The organism is Microcoleus sp. Pol12A5 (genome assembly GCF_036701435.1).
Taxonomy (GTDB): domain Bacteria; phylum Cyanobacteriota; class Cyanobacteriia; order Cyanobacteriales; family Microcoleaceae; genus Microcoleus.
The window spans coordinates 17,449-35,781 of sequence record NZ_JAUBQU010000069.1; the positions used below are offsets into that span (position 1 = coordinate 17,449).

General features: G+C 46.5%; 16 protein-coding genes and 1 pseudogene. 9 read left to right on the forward strand and 8 right to left on the reverse strand.

Annotation, left to right across the window (positions count from 1 at the left end):
• Positions 1–88 precede the first annotated feature (88 nt).
• Both QUA45_RS18260 and QUA45_RS18265 read right to left on the reverse strand, forming a co-directional pair.
• Entirely contained in the window at positions 89–1,618 is a 1,530-nt protein-coding gene (locus QUA45_RS18260; RefSeq protein WP_333221772.1) for a YifB family Mg chelatase-like AAA ATPase, read from the reverse strand.
• A 48-nt stretch (positions 1,619–1,666) separates the two neighbouring features.
• Positions 1,667–1,873: a hypothetical protein gene (locus QUA45_RS18265; RefSeq protein WP_333094323.1), complete on the reverse strand. Its 207-nt coding sequence runs from the start codon at positions 1,871–1,873 to the stop codon at positions 1,667–1,669.
• Between QUA45_RS18265 and QUA45_RS18270 the strand changes: the two genes are divergently transcribed.
• From QUA45_RS18270 to lnt, 3 genes are all read left to right on the forward strand, one after another.
• Positions 1,872–2,219 (forward strand): histidine triad nucleotide-binding protein, encoded by a 348-nt coding sequence (locus QUA45_RS18270; protein WP_333094324.1) that lies wholly within the window; start codon positions 1,872–1,874, stop codon positions 2,217–2,219. The genes QUA45_RS18265 and QUA45_RS18270 overlap by 2 nt on opposite strands.
• Before the next feature lie 547 nt (positions 2,220–2,766).
• Positions 2,767–3,849 carry a photosystem II q(b) protein gene (psbA, locus tag QUA45_RS18275; protein WP_333071427.1) on the forward strand — a complete coding sequence of 361 codons (1,083 nt, stop codon included), beginning with the start codon at positions 2,767–2,769 and terminating at the stop codon, positions 3,847–3,849.
• Positions 3,850–4,036: 187 nt separating this feature from the next.
• Positions 4,037–5,833: an apolipoprotein N-acyltransferase gene (lnt, locus tag QUA45_RS18280; protein ID WP_333094326.1), complete on the forward strand. Its 1,797-nt coding sequence runs from the start codon at positions 4,037–4,039 to the stop codon at positions 5,831–5,833.
• Between the two features lie 65 nt (positions 5,834–5,898).
• Here lnt and QUA45_RS18285 read toward each other — a convergent pair whose 3' ends face one another.
• Complete coding sequence (locus tag QUA45_RS18285; protein ID WP_333094327.1) at positions 5,899–6,804, reverse strand: bestrophin family ion channel; 906 nt, start codon at positions 6,802–6,804, stop codon at positions 5,899–5,901.
• A gap of 320 nt (positions 6,805–7,124) precedes the next feature.
• On the opposite strand from QUA45_RS18285, the gene recJ reads away from it, so the two are divergent.
• The gene (gene recJ, locus QUA45_RS18290; RefSeq protein WP_333221773.1) at positions 7,125–9,206 is read left to right on the forward strand and encodes a single-stranded-DNA-specific exonuclease RecJ; all 2,082 of its coding nucleotides are present in this window, start codon (positions 7,125–7,127) and stop codon (positions 9,204–9,206) included.
• Positions 9,207–9,312: 106 nt separating this feature from the next.
• Here the strand turns inward: recJ and psb30 are convergent, their stop codons facing one another.
• Positions 9,313–9,453, reverse strand: a complete 141-nt coding sequence (gene psb30, locus QUA45_RS18295; RefSeq protein ID WP_333094330.1) for a photosystem II reaction center protein Ycf12/Psb30 — start codon at positions 9,451–9,453, stop codon at positions 9,313–9,315.
• Positions 9,454–9,795: 342 nt separating this feature from the next.
• Between psb30 and QUA45_RS18300 the strand changes: the two genes are divergently transcribed.
• From QUA45_RS18300 to QUA45_RS18310, 3 genes are all read left to right on the forward strand, one after another.
• Entirely contained in the window at positions 9,796–10,170 is a 375-nt protein-coding gene (locus QUA45_RS18300) for a YkgJ family cysteine cluster protein (RefSeq protein ID WP_333094332.1), read from the forward strand.
• Between the two features lie 198 nt (positions 10,171–10,368).
• On the forward strand, positions 10,369–10,692 hold the full coding sequence (locus QUA45_RS18305) for a hypothetical protein (protein ID WP_333071421.1): 324 nt from the start codon (positions 10,369–10,371) through the stop codon (positions 10,690–10,692).
• A gap of 251 nt (positions 10,693–10,943) precedes the next feature.
• Positions 10,944–11,231, forward strand: coding sequence for a YggT family protein (locus tag QUA45_RS18310; RefSeq protein WP_006631083.1), 288 nt, complete (start codon positions 10,944–10,946; stop codon positions 11,229–11,231).
• A 260-nt stretch (positions 11,232–11,491) separates the two neighbouring features.
• Here the strand turns inward: QUA45_RS18310 and QUA45_RS18315 are convergent, their stop codons facing one another.
• The 4 genes from QUA45_RS18315 to QUA45_RS18330 form a co-directional block, all read right to left on the reverse strand.
• The gene (locus QUA45_RS18315) at positions 11,492–11,923 is read right to left on the reverse strand and encodes a hypothetical protein (RefSeq protein WP_190657424.1); all 432 of its coding nucleotides are present in this window, start codon (positions 11,921–11,923) and stop codon (positions 11,492–11,494) included.
• A 107-nt stretch (positions 11,924–12,030) separates the two neighbouring features.
• Entirely contained in the window at positions 12,031–13,044 is a 1,014-nt protein-coding gene (locus tag QUA45_RS18320) for a shikimate dehydrogenase (RefSeq protein ID WP_333221774.1), read from the reverse strand.
• Positions 13,045–13,214: 170 nt separating this feature from the next.
• Complete coding sequence (locus QUA45_RS18325; RefSeq protein ID WP_333094337.1) at positions 13,215–14,579, reverse strand: P-loop NTPase fold protein; 1,365 nt, start codon at positions 14,577–14,579, stop codon at positions 13,215–13,217.
• Between the two features lie 496 nt (positions 14,580–15,075).
• Positions 15,076–15,615, reverse strand: a complete 540-nt coding sequence (locus tag QUA45_RS18330; protein WP_333094339.1) for a type 1 glutamine amidotransferase domain-containing protein — start codon at positions 15,613–15,615, stop codon at positions 15,076–15,078.
• An 820-nt stretch (positions 15,616–16,435) separates the two neighbouring features.
• On the opposite strand from QUA45_RS18330, the gene QUA45_RS18335 reads away from it, so the two are divergent.
• Both QUA45_RS18335 and QUA45_RS18340 read left to right on the forward strand, forming a co-directional pair.
• Positions 16,436–17,770, forward strand: a complete 1,335-nt coding sequence (locus tag QUA45_RS18335; protein WP_333221775.1) for an alkaline phosphatase PhoX — start codon at positions 16,436–16,438, stop codon at positions 17,768–17,770.
• Between the two features lie 159 nt (positions 17,771–17,929).
• Positions 17,930–18,333, forward strand: a pseudogene (locus QUA45_RS18340) (hypothetical protein); the annotation flags it as partial.

The following is an 18,333-nucleotide window of genomic DNA, read 5'->3' on the forward strand; positions in this document are numbered from 1 at the left end:
GAAGCGATGCAAATCGCCGAATCAACTGTTAGATCCCCAACTTCTTTAAAAAGTCGGGGATCGGGGATTGTGTCTTTTGAGCCGCTGTTTACTGCATCCGATCGATCGTCCGATACTGCACCGCCTCCCCCACATGATGAGTTTTCAAGCTTTCATCCCCCGACAAATCAGCAATAGTTCTAGCAACTTTCAAAATTCGATCGCTCCCCCTTGCAGAAAGCCCCAATTTCCGAATTGCCATCTCCAATAAATTCCGAGAAGCATCATCCAACTGACACCATGTGTTAATGTGGCTGCTTTGCATCTGGGCATTACAGCGTAAACTAGATTCCGACTGAAAACGGCGAGTAGCGAGCTCTCGCGCCCGCTGCACCCTCACCCGCACCGGTTCCGACTCCTCCCCCGTCGGCTGTCGCGTAATTTCTTCAGGTTTCAAACGATTAACTGCCACTTGCAAATCAATCCGATCCATCAAAGGCCCCGAAAGTTTTGCCCAATATTGCTCCCTCTTTTGCGGCGAACAAGTACACTGTTGGATCGAATCCCCGTAATAACCGCAAGCGCAAGGATTCGTACTTGCAACTAAAGTAAATTGAGCCGGAAACATCACCGATTGTCTAGTCCGAGAAATCGTCACATAACCATCTTCCAGCGGTTGCCGCAAAAACTCCAAAACATCTCTTTTAAACTCAGTTAATTCATCGAGAAAAAGGATGCCGCGATGTGCTAAAGAAATTTCGCCCGGACGCGGAAAACTGCCGCCACCTACCAAAGAAGGCCCAGATGCCGAATGGTGAGGACTGCGAAAAGGCCGATCGCCCACCAAGCTCCCCTTATCCTTCAGCAACCCCGCCACCGAATGAATTTGAGTTACATCCAAAGCTTCACCAAAAGTCAGCGGCGGCAAAATACCCGGCAAACGCCTGGCCAACATCGTCTTACCGCTCCCTGGCGGCCCCACAAAAATTAAATTGTGTCCCCCCGCCGCCGCAATTTCCAAAGCCCGTCGCGCGTGAATTTGCCCCTTTACATCCTTTAAATCTAGACCAGAAAACCGCGTTTTTGCTAACTCTTCTCTACCGTTTATTTCTACAGGCGAATAAGCTTCAGGATTGTTCAAAAAATCAGTAACAGCAAAAATATTCTCAAAACCATAAACAGATATTCCGTGCACCAAAGCCGCTTCCTGCGCGTTACCAGCCGGTACAACCAACCCTGAAATACCCATTTTTTGAGCAGCAGCGGCGATCGGCAAAACCCCAGCCACAGGCCGCAAACTCCCATCTAAAGAAAGTTCCCCTAAAAACAAATAATCTCCCAAAAGTTCAGCGCTGACTTGTTCCGATGCTGCTAAAATGCCAATGGCAATCGGCAAATCAAAACTCGGCCCTTCCTTCCGCAAATCCGCCGGAGTTAAATTAATCACAATACTCCGCATCGGAAAACCATATCCCGAATTTTTTAGCGTAGCCTTAACTCTTTCTTTAGCTTCTTGCACCGCAGAATCTGGCAACCCCACAACCACAATTTTCGGTAGCCCGCCTGACACATCAGCCTCAACACCCACCTTTACCGCGTCAATTCCAACGATCGATGCACTCCAAACCCTAGCAAGCATTTTTCTTTATCCTTAATTTGCCTGTCCTTGATTCATCATCTATTATGATTAACAATGACTAATGAATATCGGGAGAGGCAAGAAAAACTTTTCCTTGCCTTTTCTTTTTCTCCTCTTCCTTCTCTCCTGCTGGGTCTTCCCTCTTCCCTCTTCCCCTTCCCCCTTCCCACTTGGGCCTTCCCTCTTCCCTCTTCCCACTTGGGTCTTCTTCCCTCTTCCTTCTTCCCTCTTCCTTCTTCCTTCGTTAACACTCATGGCAACTCAAGAAACGCTTTTCAGCAAAATCATCCGAAAAGAAATTCCCGCAGACATCGTTTATGAGGACGACTTGGCCCTCGCGTTCAGAGATATCCATCCGCAAGCACCCGTCCACATCCTCGTCATTCCCAAACAGCCTATTGCCAAATTAGCCGATGCCGAGTCGGAAGATCATGCTCTCATGGGACACCTGCTACTGACTGTCAAGCGGGTAGCAGAACAACTCGGACTTAGCAACGGCTATCGCGTCGTCATTAATAGTGGCAGCGACGGCGGCCAAACTGTAGACCACCTGCACCTTCACATTCTCGGCGGACGGCAGATGAAGTGGCCCCCAGGCTAAAGCCTAATTTTCACGCCGAACTTGCGGACTCATCCTCAGAAACCCTTTTGATTTCTATTGCCCAGCGCTTCAGAAACCGGGTTTTTTTTCGTCAATAAACCCGGTTGATTGGAGATTATTGAGAATGCAGCCCGATCGCACGATAAACGTGGTTTTTAGTATTCTCCCGATACAAATTTACCCTCGCAGAATCCACGTGTTATATGTGAATAAATATTAAAAATCATCTCTTCACGACCTAATTAAGAAATATTTAAGTAGAAAGAGAATCGACCTGAACACAAATAATGTGTTTGAACTGCTGAACCAAGCTACAGGCAATAGATTCTGTTCTTGTGGTCGCTGTATGTAACCCGTTGAATGTGTAATTTTACTTTGTAAAAAACTACAAATATTTACGAAATATCAAGTTATTGTAAAAGTTTGTAAAATGTTTAAATTGTCAGCAGTAATCCCTTGGCAAACTAGAGTGAATGGTGTTACTAATATAAGCGTGGGGCATCCCCACAACGAACCTTGAAAATTCAATTAAGCAATCATAAACCAAATGACAACAACCGTACAGCGTCGCGAAAGCGGCAACGTTTGGGAACGGTTCTGCGAGTGGGTAACTAGCACCGAAAACCGCATTTATGTGGGTTGGTTCGGCGTCTTGATGATTCCCACCTTGCTCAGCGCCACCATCTGCTACATCATTGCCTTCATCGCTGCTCCTCCTGTGGACATCGACGGCATCCGCGAACCAGTTGCTGGTTCCTTAATGTACGGCAACAACATCATTACTGGTGCTGTTGTTCCTTCATCGAATGCGATCGGGCTTCACTTCTACCCAATCTGGGAAGCAGCTTCCTTAGATGAGTGGTTGTACAACGGCGGCCCCTACCAATTGGTAGTTTTTCACTTCCTGATCGGCATCTTCTGCTACATGGGTCGTGAATGGGAATTGTCCTACCGCTTAGGTATGCGTCCTTGGATCTGCGTCGCTTACTCTGCACCAGTTGCAGCAGCCACCGCAGTATTCTTGATCTACCCAATTGGACAAGGTTCCTTCTCTGACGGTATGCCCTTGGGTATCTCCGGCACATTCAACTTCATGATCGTGTTCCAAGCCGAGCACAACATCCTGATGCACCCCTTCCATATGTTGGGAGTTGCTGGTGTCTTCGGCGGTGCTCTGTTCTCCGCCATGCACGGTTCCTTGGTAACATCTTCTTTGGTTCGGGAAACAACCGAAACTGAATCTTTGAACTACGGTTACAAATTCGGTCAAGAAGAAGAAACCTACAACATCGTCGCAGCCCACGGCTACTTCGGTCGTTTGATTTTCCAATACGCGAGCTTTAACAACAGCCGTTCTTTGCACTTCTTGTTAGGTGCATGGCCAGTTGTCGGTATCTGGTTTACCTCTTTGGGTATTTCCACGATGGCGTTTAACTTGAACGGTTTCAACTTCAACCAATCGGTTATCGATTCGCAAGGTCGCGTCATCAACACTTGGGCTGATGTCATCAACCGCGCTAACTTGGGTATGGAAGTAATGCACGAGCGCAACGCTCACAACTTCCCTCTCGACTTGGCCGCCGGTGAAGTCACCCCAGTAGCAATGGTTGCTCCTTCCATCAACGGCTAAGTTTAGCTTTTGATTTAACAAAAAGCGCTCCTAGAAATAGGGGCGCTTTTTGTTTTGGCAAGTAGAATTTGATAGATTTCCTTCTCTTAAATCCGTTAAATCTCATACACGGGGCGTTGCCGAGCTTCCTTCTTCCTGATTGATCTGATATATTAATTAGGAATTATTATTTTTAGCAATCATCAAAGTGGCGATATTTAACAGGCACAAATTTGAAAAATTCGTGGTTCATAAATCCAAAACATTAGCCTGGGCGATCGCATTTTTTAGCGGCATTTTGATGGCATTGACAACCGCACCAGTAAATGCCTGGCTATTGGCTTGGGTAGCATTAGCTCCCCTGTGGATTTTGGTTGTTAGTTATCAAAAGCCAAAAATAGAAGAACAAAAACAAAAATTTTTCTTTCTTCCTTCTTTCCTCAACATCCATCAGTTACATCTTGTACAGTGCTCGTTGCCGAACTTCCTTCTTCCTTTACTCTGGGGAATTGGGTATCACGGATTAGCTTTATCTTGGATTATGGGAATTCACCCCATGACTTGGTTGGGAGTTCCTTGGTGGCCGAGTTTGGCGATCGCACTTTTTTGCTGGGCATTCATTACCCTCTGGGGAGCCGCCTTAGTCACCGTTTGGGCGTGGCTATTTGTAATTCTCAACTCCCTCACTTTACCCGGCAAAAATCCTATTGTTATTCTTAACTCCCCCCCTTTACAACGGGTGGCTGGCGGGGGTAGCTCTGATCTTATTCTTCTTAACTCCCCCCCTTTACAAGGGGTAGCTGGCGGGATTAATGCTCAATTTTCAGCATTAACTCGCGTTTTAATTGGCACAGCTTTGTGGTGCGCCTTAGAAAGTATTTGGAGTACAGGTTCCCTGTGGTGGACATCCCTATCTTATACGCAAAGCCCGCACAATTTAGCAATATTGCACCTCGGTCAACTCTCCGGACCGAGCGCAGTAACAGCCGCTATTGTAGCAGTAAATGGCTTAATCGCCGAAGCTTTTATTGAAGGAAGAAGGAAGAAGGAAGAAGGAAGAAGGAAGAATTGGATTGCTTATCTTTTGCCTGCTAGTTTGTGTATAGTTTTGCATATTGCAGGGTGGAGTTTATACAACCGTCCTTTGAATCAAGAAGCTGCAACCGCTTTAAAGATTGGCATTATTCAAGGAAATATTCCTAACGAGATTAAGTTTGACTCAGGGGGCTGGCGGCGCGCTTTGGAAGGTTACACCAGTGGATACAAACAGTTAGCAGACAGAAAAGTCGATGCTGTGTTAATTCCAGAGACAGCTTTGCCTTTTATCTGGACAAACGAATATCAGCGTTCTACTCTTTCTTTTTATCAAGCTATTCTCGAACGCGGTGTGGTGGCTTGGGTGGGAGGATTCGGGCAGCAAGACAATAGTATCACTAACAGCTTATTGGCGATCGATCGCACTGGAGAAATTGTCGGCCGCTACGATAAACTAAAGCTAGTGCCTTTAGGCGAATATATCCCTTTTTACGAAATTTTAGGCGGGATTATTAATCGGCTTTCTCCCTTAGATGCTCATTTAGTACCAGGCAACTCTAAACAATTATTTGATACGCTGTTTGGCCGCGCCATTGTCGGAATTTGTTACGATTCAGCCTTTGCTGAAAATTTCCGATATCAAGCGGCGCAGGGAGGCGAATTTATGCTCACAGCTTCCAATAATGCCCATTACAAACCACCGATGTTGGCTCAGCATCACGCTTTAGATGTGATGCGGGCAATTGAAACTGATAGATGGGCAGCTATCGCAACTAATACGGGTTACTCTGCTTTTGTAAATCCTCGCGGCGAGACGGTTTGGAAGTCGAGAATTAATACCTATGAAGTCCGAGATGCTACTATTTATAGGCGGAAAACTAGGACTTTGTACGTGCGGTGGGGAGATTGGCTGACTCCTGTATTGTTAGTATTGGCTGGGTTAATACGGTTTATTGTTAAAAAAAATTAATCGAAGCTTTTAGATTTTAGATTTTATGTACCAATCTAAAATCTAAAATCTAAAATCAAATGACTCTACTTATCTTTCACGTGCTCGTGAACGCTAGGAGATAAAGAAATTAAATCGTCGATATTGCGCTGCATGGCAGCACAAATATTGTCCAAAGGCAAATCATTGGCATCGTGTCCAAAGGGATTTTCTATTTCAATGCCGATTTCTTCAATCCCGAACAAAGTAAAACTAATTAAAGCCACAACAGGACCGGTTCCCCAACTTACATCGTTTACCATTTGAAAGGGCAGTGCCAAACAGTAAAGCAACAATAGTTGTTTCAGGTGAATCGCGTAAGCCAAAGGGATAGGCGTCTTCAAAATTCGCTCGCAGCCGCCTAATACATCTATCATAGAGTTGATCAACTCCTTCATACCAGTTAACTGATAGACATCAACGCAATTGCCCTCATACTGCTCGTGCAAGTAATCCTCAATCCAAAAGGCAATTTCTAGGGGCGGATTGTTCATCGACTTGAGCTTTTGGTACTGTGCTGGGGACATTAACGGCTCCAATTCGGGATTTACAGATTCTTGCCGCAAGTGCAGTTTCATCGCCACTGCAAAGGCAGGTAATAGGCGCAGGGCTGACTTTTTGAATGCGATATCCTGCGGGTCTTTTTCCTCAATTGCTACCCATATTTGGCGCGCCAAATTGCGGACGTTGTTGACTAAAGTACCCCACATTTTTCTACCTTCCCAAAATCGTTCGTAGGCTGTATTTGTCCGAAAGACTAACAGTAAACCGAGGACAATACTCGGTACAATGCTAGACAAAATCGGCAAGGCTACGGGCAAGTTGAAAAAGTGCAGGAAAGAAATAAACACCCCAAATCCGCCGCACAGCAAAACGCGGGGCAAAATTGAGGGAATGACAGACCCCCGAACCTGTAATGCAATTTTAAACCAAGGCGGTCGATCGACACTCATGCAAGTCTCCTCATAAAATTAAATTCGCCCTCTGCGCCCAAAGTCCATTTTCGATTTTCGATTGACGATTGACTCCACAGATGCAATGTGGGGGTTGGAACTTAGGTCTAAAATATTGGGTTCTCCACGACTCCTATCGGGTGCTGGTATCAGTATTTGGGTGCGGTGAGAGCTGCCCAAAAAAGCTTTCCTACAAACAACATTCGGATTTTACCCAAAAACTCATCTTTATGATCGATCTAAAATCTAAAATCTAAAATTGATTGACTGATGCACTTAATTCGATAAGATTAATTATGTATCTTTAGACCTCAGCTTCCGTGCAAAAGCTACCGACATCTGTGCCCCCGCATTTTCACCGATTGCCAAACCAACGGTGGCAAATTTATTTGCCTCAAGCACAGCAAGCCGAAAAGTTTGCCGGCGAAATCGGTTTGTCGCCCTTGCTGGCACAGGTGCTGATTAACCGGGGCATAGATTCTGTTCAAGAAGTACAAGGGTTTATCGAACCAGAATCTCTGGTTTTGCCTGCGCCAACCGATGAGTTTCCCGATTTGGCTGCGAGTGTCAAACTGTTGCGGGAGGCGATATCGGGAGGGCAAAAAATTGCGATTTGCGGCGACTACGATGCTGACGGGATGACGAGCACGGCTTTGTTGCTGCGAGCTCTCAGGACTCTGGGCGCGAATGTGGATTATGCTATTCCCAGCCGGATGCGAGAAGGTTACGGCATTAACGATCGCATTGTAGAAGAATTTCACTCGGAAGGTGTCGCTCTCATTCTCACGGTTGACAACGGAATTGCAGCCTACGGCCCCGTTGCTAGAGCGCGAGAACTCGGTGTCAAAGTTATTATTACAGACCACCACGATTTGCCGCCAAAACTGCCGCCGGCCGATGCTATTCTCAACCCGAAATTAATCGCGGAATCTTCACCCTATCGCGGTTTGGCTGGCGTAGGCGTTGCTTATGTTTTGGCTATTACTTTGGCGATTGATATGCAAAAAGTTGGCGGGTTGGTGAATCCGCTGCTGGAGTTATTTACGTTGGGAACTATTGCGGATTTAGCGCCTTTGACTGGAGTTAATCGGCGCTGGGTGAAGCGGGGTTTGCGGCTGTTGCCTCACTCGCAATTGGCGGGTATTCAGGCTTTGATTCAGGTGGCGGGAGTGCAGCCGGGAAGTGCGGAAAGTTTACCTCTTCTGAATTCAAAAAGCCAAGCTAGCAATACGTTAAAGCCTGAAGATATTGGTTTTAGGCTTGGCCCCCGGATTAATGCTGTCGGGCGGCTGGCTGACCCTCAAATTGTGATAGAGTTGCTGACTACGGACGATCGCGAATTGGCTCTTAAAAACGCGATGGAGTGCGAACAAATCAATCAGCGCAGGCAGGAGTTGTGCCAGGAAATTGAGCAGGAAGCAATTGCTTGGTGCGAGGAAAGTGAGCTCGACTTGCAGCAAGAACGAGTTTTAGTTGTCGTGCAACCCGGTTGGCACCACGGGGTGATCGGGATTGTAGCTTCTCGGTTGGTGGAACGCTACGGCGTACCTGTGTTTATTGGTACTTTTGAGGATGAGGCTGTAGGGGAGGTTGCCCATAAAATTATCAGGGGTTCGGCGAGGGGAATTCCTGAGTTTAATGTATTTGACGGGCTCAATTTTTGCGCTGATTTATTAACTAAATTTGGCGGACACAAAGCGGCGGGCGGTTTTTCTATGCCGGCTCATAATCTCGAAGAATTCCGCAATCAACTGTCAATTTTTGCCAATCAATGTTTGCAACCCGAACACCTAAAACCGCTGGTTTCAGTAGATGTGCGAGCGGATTTGGCTGAGATTAATCTCGACCTTTACCGACAAATTGATGCTCTGGAACCTTGCGGGATTGAAAATAAGGCTCCTGTATTTTGGACGCCTAATGTTTGCATAACTGAACAAAAAATTGTTGGTAAAGGAGGTCACGTTAAACTAACTGCAAGTCAAGATGGAAATTTATCGGCTAGTGTGAAAGCGATTGCTTGGCGTTGGGGGGAATATTTTCCTTTGCCTCGGCGGGTTGATATTGCTTACCGATTGCGGGAAAATAGTTTTAATGGCAAGACATCGGTTGAGTTAGAATTGTTGGGTGTCCGGCTGCCCGCAAATGCTGCTAGTTCTAGGCCGCCGATTTTTGGAAAAGTTGAGTTTGATTATTGCGATCGCACTTATTCTTGCAGTCTCTCTCCTGCAGGCTCGATCGAGGAATTGAGAATTCGCAACTCTCAAGGGCAAGTTCTGGCTGTTTCACCCGGACAAAACATCGGTTTGTTAGGTAACTCCCGCAAAGATGCTAGAGAAGTCGATGTATCTCTACCTTTTTTTGAGAATTTGATTCAAACTGCTAAACACGCCCTCGGTATTTGATAACAAAGCAGGTGCAGCAGCGAAAATTGGCGATCGAGCCTTGTGAATTTTGCATCATTTAAAACTCAAAACTCCCAACTCTCGATCGCCCCGGAGCGTGCTATAATTACAGGTCGCCGCCTCTAGCTGCCAAGAGAAAAATCACGATCGGGCCAGAAAGCACGACGGCTGCGAGTAAAGCTACCTGAACAATGAGTTGGTAGTCTACACCACCCAGACCACTGAAAAGATCGGTTATAAAGTCCATTTGTCCTCCTGACTGTAGTGATTAAGTCTAGATTGTTGAATTAGAAAATCCGCTTCTGATTTTACCGGGCGATCGACCATATTTTTTAAGGAACTTTACAAAATTCAACAAAATGTAAACTGCGATCGACCTGTCAGTGACAGCAAACCAGGGATTTGATGCCCCTTCCCCGAAAGTGAACGGAATGTAAAACCTCAAATCTAAAATCGAACGCCCTTGAAGGAGATCCGCCTCCGGCGCGGGCAATTGATATACTTGAAGAGCTCTAGTCTCCTAAAGTTTGGCATTTTCCACATAATGCTCCCAATCTAAAATCTAAAATCTAAAATCTAAAATCACACTATGGCTACTTGGCGTTGCGTAAAGCAGTGCGGTGCTTGTTGTTACCTCGACCCAACAGAGCGCCCTGACTTAGACGAGTATTTATCTGAAGACGAATTATCGCTCTACTTGACCTTAGTCGGAGATGACGGTTGGTGTATAAATTTTGACAAATCGACCAGAGAATGCGGAATTTATGCCGATCGACCGCGCTTTTGTCGGGTAGACTCAGAGGTGTTTGAGGAAATGTACGGCGTTGAGCCGGCCCAATTAAACGATTTCGCGATCGACTGCTGCTTGGAACACATTGAAGATATTTATGGCGATCGATCTTTGGAAATGATCCGCTTTAACTCTGAAGTCGGAATTCTCGCCTTACCTGACGGTGTTTCATAATTGCCGGATGATTTGGATTGTTTTGGGAGATGGGCCCATGAGCCCGAAGGCGTGTATTTTCACAGCAGGCGGGACACCCCACAACCATCCTCCTCAAATTTTCCAACGCCTACCTGACAACTAACAATCTCCTGGTTTCTCACCGAGAGAGTGTCAAAATAAACAAATCAAGGAAATATCGCGCAGTTGAGTTGAGCTATGAGTAATCGAGAGGGTTTTACAGGGGGATTTATTGCCGGAGCTGCCCTTGGCGGCTTGGTGGGTGCAGTTTTGGGTGCGGTGCTGTCGCGGCGCGCTGCTGAAGCTTTGCTGAGTGAACCTTCAGACGCAAAAACCAGAAAAATCCGCCAGAGGAAAGCCAGCCAACTCGAAGCCGAAGGGATGGAAGTAGCAAGGCTGAGTTTAGAAGATAAAATTGCCCAACTAAATCAGGCAATAGATGACGTGCGGCTGCAACTCGGAGACGTAAACGGCAACGCGCCGGCGCCAGGCAGCGAGGGCTCGATCGCCCCAGACTCCTGAATCCATTTAAAATTTTAGATTAGTCTGGCAGCTCCATGGGGGCTACTAACATCTTGCGCCATTCTCAAGAACTGGCTTTTGGGTATGTTCCACAAAGAGTGAATTTTATTGTGGGGTGGGTATCCTATCCTGCCCGCCCGTAAAAAGCCTGATGCTCCCCCTCTCGGCATCTCGCTCCTCTCACTCCCCCAGCTATGCTAAACTCACAGTTAAAGTGTCTGTAAACTTTACTCAAACTACAAGCAAAATTTATGAGTTCTTCAATAGGCCTTTTGGCAACCACGCTAGCGACATTTCTGCAAATCTATCTAGTCCTGATGATTTTTCGGGTGCTGTTAAGCTGGTTCCCCAATATCAATTGGTACGATCCCCCGTTTTCGATTTTGAGTCAGTTAACAGATCCTTACCTAAATCTATTCCGATCGATTATCCCCCCCTTGGGAGGGATTGACTTTTCACCACTGATTGCGTTTTTTGTACTTCAGTTCGGCTCGGAATTCTTGATCGGTCTTTTGACCAGCTTGCAAACATCCTTGTAGTTTGAAAAGCTTAAGTTTTTAAGCATCAAGCGTAAATTGTTTGGCAGACTTAGCTGCCTGCAACTAAATTTTAGATTTGACATTTTTAGATGAACTCCCCGGTTGAAAAGCTGGGGAGTTCATCGTACATTAGAAATGAGAAATTGCCAGCCACTCAACAATCTCAAATCGAAAATCTCAAATCTAAAACTGCTACGCGGTTTCACGGGCAGCTAACCCAAAATCTCTTTCTCAGCAATCTAAAATCTCAAAGAGTTTCGTTAGCGGCGAACCACGCCAGTAAAACCTGTAGCTTTAAATTGCTTGAGCTTCAAAGGTGTTCGTTGATTGGCGGCAACCGAAATTCTGAGCTGAAAATCGCTAACTCCGGGAGGAACTTCTTCTATAGAACCCAAGCGAGTGCGATTTTGCATCACCGGATTGTCGTCGGCATCATAAATTCGGCCAAAAATATCGGCATTGACAACTGGTTTGCCGGTGCTATTTTCAGCTTTCCCAGTAATCAAAAAGCAGGTAGCTTCCATAGAACTGCCGCTGGTGACTGTTCCTTCTCCCATTTCGGCAGGACATTCGCGATAAGAAAGGTCGGAAAGTTTAATCTGCGTCAGAGCCCAAGCAGGTGGAGTGAATACCAAACTAAAAATTCCGATTAGGCAAGTAGCAAAAAAAAGGCTGATAGCTCGAAATTTCATAAATGGCGGGGCAAGTATATTTTAATTCTCAGCTTAGCGCGAATTCAGCCTCAAATTTCTACTTATAGGAATTCGGAAAACTACAGCTACTTTTTGAAGAAATGGCATTAGTCTAGACCTAAATGCTGTCGCAAGGCTTGGCGCATCACATCGACTGGGACGGATTCTTTATCCAGCCAAATTTTTAAGGCGGCTGCTCCTTGTTGAACTAGCATTTCGAGTCCGTCAATAGCTCGCGCTCCCCGAAGATGTGCATCTTTGAGAAACTGCGTAGGATTAGGGGTGTAAATTAAATCATAGACGATCGCACCTGCTGAAATTCGATCGATCTCACCAGCCGCAACCGGCGACTTTTCCCCCTGCGGATACATCCCCACAGGCGTCGTGTTCACCAGCAAATCTGCCTGCGAGATTAACATGGACAAATTATCCCAAGTATGGACGTGCAAATTCTGCACGGGCATCGGAGAATTGCTCCAACTCTGCTGAAATTCCGCTAAATTTTGTTCGTTGCGGCCGACAACGTGAATCTCTGCACATCCCAATTGAGCGCATCCAGCCACAACAGCTCTCGCCGCCCCGCCATTCCCCAAAATTACCGCTACTTTCTGACTCCAATCGGAACCCCCCCTAGCCCCCCCTTGGTAAGGGGGGGGAGAGGATTCAACAGCCCGTGTTTCGTAAGGGGGGGGAGAGGATTCAACAGCCGTATTGCGCTTTTCTAAGGCAGAAATCGCGTCTTTAGCCCCCCCTTGGTAAGGGGGGGTTGGGGGGGTTGGCAGCGGCGCGAGAAAGCCTTCAACGTCAGTATTTGTGCCGCACCAACCTTTGTCAGTCAGGTATACGGTATTGACTGCGCCGATCGCCCGAGCGATCGGGGAAACTTCCGACAAAAGCGGTAAGATTGCTTGTTTGTGCGGAATCGTGATGCTAAATCCCCGAACGCCGATCGCCGCAAATCCTGCAAGAGCAGCTTTTAAATCCCCTGGTTTTACCGGAAACGGCAGGTAAACAAAATCGACTCCCAAGTGGGAAATAGCAGCATTGTGCATCGCCGGCGACAGAGAATGTTCGACGGGATGACCAATTACTCCCAAAAGTTTAGTAGTGCCTTTAATCATTTTTGTTAGTTGACTGTTGACTGTTGACTGTTAACTGTTGAGTTTTGTTAGTTTTAATACCACATCCTGCTACAGTTGGGCCCTTATTCTTTAGTCGGCTAGGAGTGAACTTAGTTCGTTCAGAAGCGATTTTCCTCGCCGAGTGACTGTAAACCGTCAACTGTCAACTCTCAACTCTCAACTGTTTCCCGAAACTCTTTGGCGTCAGCCAAAATCGGATTGACATCAAACCAGTAATCCTCGCCGTAACGGTATTCAAACACCCAGAGACTCCGCAGCAATATTTGGTATTTAGTTTCCCCGTTCACAGTTTTGGTAGCGGATACTTGGCGCAGCAATTTCCACTCATCCGGTTCGATCGCCAAAGTAAGCTGGTGGCGGCGCTGGACGATCACATTTTCCAAAGTTTCCCGCGACAGAGGAGGGTCTTGTTTCTGCAGACAGCCATACAGCAGTTGCAGCAAATTGCGGACATGACCGCCGCTGACTCGACACAGGCGATCGAGAGTTTCCGCAGAGTCGAAAACTTTGCCCACCAAAACATAGCGCTGCGAAGGATGCACCGTCGGAAAGGCCCGCGCCAGAACCATCTGCCGCAGCAATTCCACACCCTCAGAGCACTCAGAACCGTCGCTCAACTGCACCGGCACCATCGGCAAAACCTTCGGATCTACCCCAAAGCGATTGGTCAACTGGCCCAAATCGTTAGAGAAAATCAGCACCAAAGGAATTGTATACACGACGTGGCAATTTAGTCTTGCCAATTGTTCGCCGCGATCGACAAACAGGTATTCCGGCTGCAGCCGCCCCGTCGGTTTCGCGCACAGGTGTATGCGATCGAGATTGTCGATAATTACTACAAGTCCTTGTTTCCCTTGGCGCTTGAGTTCTTGATTAGCCGGTTCTAGCAACTCCTTATTCAGCGCATCTAAAATTACGTTAGTTCGCGGCTCCAAATATTGCCTCAACTCCGATCGCAGATTCGGAGCATCTTTCGCCTTAGCAGTAATTTTGCCAATTCCCAACGCCAGAGAAAACTCTCCTTCCGTGCTGGCATTTATTTCCCCAACACCAGGGATATTAGCTTCAGCGCTCAAGTCGATTTGAGTTTGAAAAACATCAGCAACCCCTTTGAGCAAAGCTTTAAAACCCGTCGGTTGCAGCTTGATTTTCATTTTCTCAATGCTTTCGCTCACCTGACGAGCAACGCTCAACAAAATGTCAGTGATATCTACATCTGCCATGTCTAAGTCTTTACTCGACTCAAAGTAAACAACATGAAATCCTTGTTGCTGCAATTGAGCTTGCAGCCGCAGCAATTCTGTTGATTTACCAGAGCCGATGTGACCGGTGAATAATTGACAGGTAGGTGCATCGGGGGACAGACGGCTGATGGTGCGCTCCAATTGTTCGACGATTGTGCCGCCCCGCACTGAAGAGAAATCGATATAGTATTGTCGGTCTTGTTGATTTGCTACTGCCAGGGTGTAGCTGGGATTGCAGGCGCTATAAAATTTCTGTAAATTTAGTTCCATACCCTGTTCCATCTTTCACAACATTATGCCCTAATACCTTATTCGTTTAGCTACTTTACTAATCAGAACAAGTTGCCAGTTTATTCTGCTGTTTTATTTTGCGATCGATATCTTGATGTAGCTCATACAATTTGAGATTTGAGATGGGCAATGACTCATCACTCTCGCGCTTTTGATATGACCTATCGTGGTATTATTTTTGGAAAATTTTATCATAATACGCGCTAACCAATTATACCTAATTTTTGCGTACTTGGAATGAATGGAATTCACTAATACCCCCATAAATAAGTAATTTATCCTCGTACAGCGAGCGCGAATTCATTGGCATCACAGACGAAAATTTGGCAGTAATGTTCTCGGATCACAGTTGCTCTTTGAGTACGGTTAACCGAATACAAAAAGGGTCGGTATTAGATCTATATACCCAGATCCCCGACTTCTCAAAGAAGTCGGGGATCAAATAGAAAAGCGTTTTACATTTAATTAGAGCGACCTACTTATTTTTGAGCAATTCTACCATTTTGTGACCGACACCTGCTGCCGAAGCGGGATTTTGGCCTGTGACGAGCCTCTCGCTCGCAACAACGCAAACTTCAAAATTAGGAACTTTCGTAAAATTAGCCCCGAGTTCAATTAATTTTGACTCCAGCAAAAACGGCACTATTTCAGTCAATCCCACAGTGGCTTCCTCTTCATTAGTAAAAGCAGCCACAGTCTTATTTGCAACCAGGTACTCACCATCAGACAACTTAAGATTAACTAACGCCGCCGGCCCGTGACAGACAGCACCGACAACGCCACCTGCTTCGTAAATAGCAGCAGCAATCGCAGCAAGTTCCTGGTTATCCGCAAAATCCCACATTGTACCGTGTCCCCCAGCGTAGAAAATAGCGCCATATTCTGCGGCGTCAATTTGTGCAGGATTGAGAGTATTTTCCACTCGCGCCACCGGCAGACCGCCGCTTTTGGCGAGTTGTATTTGACAGAAGAATTGACGTTCATCCGAAACTGATTGTACCCGATTTAAGACCAATTAGACAAGCGGTTGTATTGGGATTTGGCTTTAGCGTTCTTCCCGACTACTTGTGTGCAGATTGGGTGAAATAAAATCGCTTGATACTTGTTCTCAAACCTGCACAGACTGTTACCAATCGCATCTGGCTGGCTTTCCGAAAATCTGAAAGACAGTTGCCAAAAATCAAACGGATGTTAGAATTTTACCAATTTCAATAATTCTATCAACGCGAGGCTAAGCCTCTGGATATGCGTTACCAGGCACTGCTTGCGAACGAGAATTAGGACTTTATAGCGGTTCTCATTAGGATGACGTACAGGCTCAGAATGCCGAAAAGAAGAAGCTCCTCGTTTGGGGTGTACTGCATCCAATTGCCAACCGCTATCTCAATGTGCCAGTTTTGTAGAAATACTCGAAGTCAGCCGAGTTGTGGGCGTAGAATTTGAAACGGCTATTATCCGGGTAGAGGTTGAAGAAATAGAAGCTGTTAAAAAAAAGTAGAAAATAGCGAAACTAAAAAATAAAGGTCGCAACTAAATCCTCATAAATATTAGTGAAGTATCCTAAAGTTTGACAATAGAATAGACATACATTTCCATTACAGAAATGTCTTTGTATAAAGCTGATTAACGTGCTTTCCACCCTACAACTCCCTAATAAAAAAAACGTCAAAGGCCTGAACAAATAGAGCAACGAACAGCCAGGTTCGCCGAGAAGTTACGAGCCGCTGGGATTGACTTTGAACAGCTATGAGACCACCTTAATGAGAAGTTAAACCAACCTTATCTTGGTCTTGATGCAGGTTTAGTATGCTATGTTTAATTCACCGGAAAAGCTGATGCAACTATCACGACGAAAGTTTTTTACCTTGGCAGGAGCGAGTGCTGCTGGCACTTTGATGATGTCTCCTCTAGAAGCGCTTTATGCCAGAAAGGCGAATGGTCAGTCAGTATTTGGGGGAGGGTATGGGCCCCTCGTACCCGATCCGAATGGATTGTTAGATTTACCTCGTGGGTTTCAGTATCGGGCTTTTTCACGAACCGGCGAAATGATGAGCGATGGTTCCCCTGTTCCCGGTGGTCACGATGGCATGGCGGCTTTCCCAGGTCCCCAAAACACGGTGATTCTGGTTCGCAATCACGAACTGAGCCCGAATTCTACAACACAAGTTGTGGGTCCCAATCCTTACGATCCTCTTTGCAAAGGGGGGACAACAACACTACAGGTTGGACCCAATCGTCAGCTCGTCAACCACTACGCTTCGCTTAGTGGCACCTATCGAAATTGTGCGGGCGGCCCGACTCCCTGGGGTTCTTGGATTACTTGCGAGGAGAATACCTCGACTCTGGCGACTAATAAACCAGGCAATCCGACAAATGTCTCGAAATCTCACGGCTACAACTTTGAAGTTCCGGCTCAGGCAACAGTTCCTGTGAATCCCGTACCTTTAGTTGCGATGGGACGGTTTAACCATGAAGCTGTGGCGATCGACCCCAAAACCGGAATTGTCTACGAGACTGAAGACCAAAGAGATAGCCTTTTCTATCGCTTTCTGCCATCTCAACCAAACAATTTAAGCGCAGGGGGCACTCTGCAAGCCCTGAAGATTAAGAATATGCCTCAGGCAAAGACTTTTGCAGGCTTTCCCAAGGGCCAACCGATGCCGGTGGAATGGGTGACAATTGACAATCCTGACCCTGCTACGGATACGGTACGGGTCGAAGGTTTCGGTAAAGGTGCTGCCCAGTTTGCTCGTGGGGAAGGCATCTGGTACGGCAATCGTGAAGTTTACTTCTGTTGTACGAACGGTGGCTCTGTTGACGCTAATGGCAGACCCAACGGATTTGGTCAGGTTTGGCGATATCTTCCCGATCGAGATACGATCGAACTTTTTGTTGAGGCTAAATCGGCTGACGAACTCGATGGCCCTGACAACATTGTTGTGGCACCTCATGGCGATCTGATCATTTGCGAAGATGGCAATGATGAGCAGTTCGTAGTGGGCGTAACTCCCAACGGGGAACTGTATCGTCTGGCAAAAAATGCTATCAACGATAGCGAGTTTGCGGGAGCCTGCTTTTCGCCGGATGGTAATACTATGTTCGTTAATATCCAAACCCCAGGCATCACGTTTGCCATTTGGGGTCCTTGGAAGTCTCAACGAGGATCATAACATTATTGCCTTATAGTGCGAGCATTTTATTGGCTTGTAAAACGCTCTTATGTTCGCACTATGCAGAATATGGTGAATCACGCCGGATTGTGGCAACATCCGGTGTGGGTTCTCTATAAGCTTATGAAAGTTTAACGGTTTGTGGGAGTTTAAATAGTCGTGCAATACGTCCGCCAGTCGAAACGAGTGTTTTATACTCTGTTAATGGTGTCGATCGCCTTTGGCGTTGATTTATCTCAATCTAGGGATTCAGTCGCTCAAATACCCGTTGATTATGTTTGCTATATACAGACGAGTGATGGTCGAACGATCGACTTAGGTAAGCTTTGTGGAAGTAGTGGCAGAGGCCGCCCGATCGCTTTACAGCCCAATGACCAAGACTTTCTTAATAGTTACCAACGATCGTTGAGCAAACGGCTCAATTCATCCTCATCCGATGCCGTGTCTCGCGTTCAGCGAAATCCCCAAGCTGCTATCGAACGTGCGCGCGGGATATGTAATGCGCTCAGTGCGGGAATGTCGATCGACTTGCTGCAACCTCAAGGCAATGCTGAAGTTGATGC

What these genes read in the sequence shown, in the direction of transcription:
- QUA45_RS18260 (WP_333221772.1), bottom strand. Translation starts at nt 1,618, where the DNA reads ATGCTTGCTAGGGTTTGGAGTGCATCGATCGTTGGAATTGACGCGGTA.
- QUA45_RS18270 (WP_333094324.1), top strand. Translation starts at nt 1,872, where the DNA reads ATGGCAACTCAAGAAACGCTTTTCAGCAAAATCATCCGAAAAGAAATT.
- QUA45_RS18265 (WP_333094323.1), bottom strand. Translation starts at nt 1,873, where the DNA reads ATGAGTGTTAACGAAGGAAGAAGGAAGAGGGAAGAAGGAAGAGGGAAG.
- psbA (WP_333071427.1), top strand. Translation starts at nt 2,767, where the DNA reads ATGACAACAACCGTACAGCGTCGCGAAAGCGGCAACGTTTGGGAACGG.
- QUA45_RS18285 (WP_333094327.1), bottom strand. Translation starts at nt 6,804, where the DNA reads ATGAGTGTCGATCGACCGCCTTGGTTTAAAATTGCATTACAGGTTCGG.
- psb30 (WP_333094330.1), bottom strand. Translation starts at nt 9,453, where the DNA reads ATGGACTTTATAACCGATCTTTTCAGTGGTCTGGGTGGTGTAGACTAC.
- QUA45_RS18300 (WP_333094332.1), top strand. Translation starts at nt 9,796, where the DNA reads ATGGCTACTTGGCGTTGCGTAAAGCAGTGCGGTGCTTGTTGTTACCTC.
- QUA45_RS18305 (WP_333071421.1), top strand. Translation starts at nt 10,369, where the DNA reads ATGAGTAATCGAGAGGGTTTTACAGGGGGATTTATTGCCGGAGCTGCC.
- QUA45_RS18310 (WP_006631083.1), top strand. Translation starts at nt 10,944, where the DNA reads ATGAGTTCTTCAATAGGCCTTTTGGCAACCACGCTAGCGACATTTCTG.
- QUA45_RS18315 (WP_190657424.1), bottom strand. Translation starts at nt 11,923, where the DNA reads ATGAAATTTCGAGCTATCAGCCTTTTTTTTGCTACTTGCCTAATCGGA.
- QUA45_RS18320 (WP_333221774.1), bottom strand. Translation starts at nt 13,044, where the DNA reads ATGATTAAAGGCACTACTAAACTTTTGGGAGTAATTGGTCATCCCGTC.
- QUA45_RS18325 (WP_333094337.1), bottom strand. Translation starts at nt 14,579, where the DNA reads ATGGAACTAAATTTACAGAAATTTTATAGCGCCTGCAATCCCAGCTAC.
- QUA45_RS18335 (WP_333221775.1), top strand. Translation starts at nt 16,436, where the DNA reads ATGCAACTATCACGACGAAAGTTTTTTACCTTGGCAGGAGCGAGTGCT.